2 protein-coding genes and 1 pseudogene are annotated in these 2,055 nt (G+C 65.5%); 2 read left to right on the top strand and 1 reads right to left on the bottom strand.

Annotated elements, in window-relative coordinates:
• Positions 1 to 193 (top strand): annotated as a pseudogene (locus ACP5J3_RS13685) (hypothetical protein); the annotation flags it as partial.
• Entirely contained in the window at positions 190 to 1,383 is a 1,194-nt protein-coding gene (locus tag ACP5J3_RS13690) for a glycosyltransferase (protein WP_428496193.1), read from the top strand. The pseudogene ACP5J3_RS13685 and the gene ACP5J3_RS13690, both read left to right, overlap by 4 nt.
• Here the strand turns inward: ACP5J3_RS13690 and otsB are convergent.
• Positions 1,370 to 2,055 (bottom strand): trehalose-phosphatase (gene otsB / locus ACP5J3_RS13695; RefSeq protein ID WP_428496194.1); only part of this gene is annotated, 686 nt, incomplete at its 5' end. The two genes, ACP5J3_RS13690 and otsB, sit on opposite strands and share 14 nt — an antisense overlap.

Genomic DNA, 2,055 nt, shown 5'->3' on the forward strand with positions numbered 1-2,055 from the left:
CGAGACCCGCCTGGCGATTGGACCCGTCGCTGAGTACATCCGCATAATCCTCTACCTCGTCGTCATCACCTTCGCCCTGGAGCAGGGCGGGATAAGCGTAGCCACCCTCACGGCTATGCTCACCCCCATAACCTGGGGGCTAGTGGCGGCTCTCATCGCCACCGCGGTGCTGGAGGCTTTGAAAAAGAAATGAACTTCGCCGTAGTGGCCCCCCAGAGCTCCCACTGGGAGGACTCCCACAGAGCCGCCGCTATACTGGTCAAGGCCCTGCGGCGGATAGGCCACGAGGCTTGGCTGGTGACGAGCGTCTACCACGACGGCGAGCCGGCCGTGGACCCCGAGGCCGTGGAGAAGAGCGAGGAGGGCTTCGTCGAGTTGGAGAGAGACGTCTCGGGTGTCCCCACCATCAGGGTCCTCAGCGCCAGGTCTATGCTCCCGCCGGGCGCGGTGGCTTTGAGGAGCTTTTCCAAAATCCTCGCCGCGGTAGATAGGAGGCGCGGCGTAGACGCGGTGGTGGTTTTTTCAAGCTTCTGGAACGGCCCGGAGGAGGCGGCTAAGTGGGTAACTATAAAAAAGATGCTGGCCCAGTCGGGGGAGGCGGAGAAGCCGCCTGCCCTCGTTTACGTCCCCGTATACCCCACAGGTGCCCACGGCGCCAGCCCCGTGGAGGCGGTTTCTAGGAGTATATGGTCCACCTTGAACCTCCCCCAAGTCCTCAGACAGGCGGCGGCTGTCGTCGTGAGCTGTAGAGAGGAGGCGGAGGCTATTAGGCAATTCCGCGTCCCCGCGGACAGAGTTATAGAGGGGAAGTGGTGGATTGACCCGGACTACCCGGAGGCCCTCGCCGCCGCCGGGAGGCCGCCCCTCCTAGAGGACTTTGAGCTGGTGGTGTCCTACGCCGGGCCGCTTACAGAGGAGAAAAACGTCAGGGCGCTGGTTAAGCTGGCCGAGAGGATGCCCCAAGCGGCCGTGGCTGTTGTGGGCCGGGGGGATGCAGCGGCGTGGCTCCGGAGGGAGGCCGCGAGGAGGAGGAACCTCGTAGTGGTGGAGGACCCCTCGGCTGTTGCCTCAGTGGCCAGGGGCTCCCTACTGGGGGTGGATCTATCCCTCCACGAGCCCATGGGTATCCGGGCGCTGGAGTACCTCTACGCCGGGACGCCGTACGCCGCGTCTCCCACCTCAAGAGCCGCCTGCCATATCACAGACGGCGTCGACGGGGCGAGGCTGAGAAACCCCGAGGACATAGACGGCGTAGCCAGCCTCGTCTCCACGCTGGTTAAGAAGCCGGAGCTGAGGGAGGAGATGGGGAGGCACGGGAGGAGGAAGACGGAGAACCTGCTCGCCACCAGACTCGCCGAGGCTCTCGTGGCTAGGCTGAGGTAGCCGCCGCCTTTCTCAAGCTGTGGAGAAGCTCCCTAAGCCGCTTGTAGGTCGGGACGTAGAACCTCGCCGCCGTGTCGCCCCTCCCCACCTTCACAGTATACGCCTCCCCTGGCGCCGCCTTGAACATGTCCTCGTCTGTGGCGTCGTCCCCCGCCACGAGGACAAAGTCGGGGTGCAGTCGCTCGATTAGCCACCTAGCCGCCGCGCCTTTGCTCACGCCGGCCGGCCTCACCTCCACCACCTTACTCCCCCTCAGCACCACCGCGGGGGCGCCCTCCAGGAGGCCGGACAGCGCCTCTAAAAGCCTCTGCGCCGCCTGCTCGCCCGCCTCCGGCTCCACGTTTCGATAGTGCCACGCAACGGCGGTTTCCTTCTCCTCTACATAGGAGCCAGGCGTCTTCATGGCGTACTCCTCCATCACCCTCTTCACAGCTGTTTTCCACCCAGTGTCTAGGGGGTAGAGCTGGCGCCACTCCCCGCCGGGCTCTTTGACGAAGGCTCCGTGCTCCGCCGCGAGGTACAGGGGGAGCTGCCCCAGCCACGCCTCTAGGAACTCCCTCGGCCTCCCGCTCACCACCGCAACCGCCGTCTCCGGCAGAGAGGCGAGGTCCTTGAGGAGGGAGAGGAGGGCCCCGTCGGGGACGGCTTGGTAGGCGTATGGGTAGTGCGGCA

Source organism: Pyrobaculum sp. (assembly GCF_049971835.1).
Taxonomy (GTDB): Archaea; Thermoproteota; Thermoprotei; order Thermoproteales; family Thermoproteaceae; genus Pyrobaculum.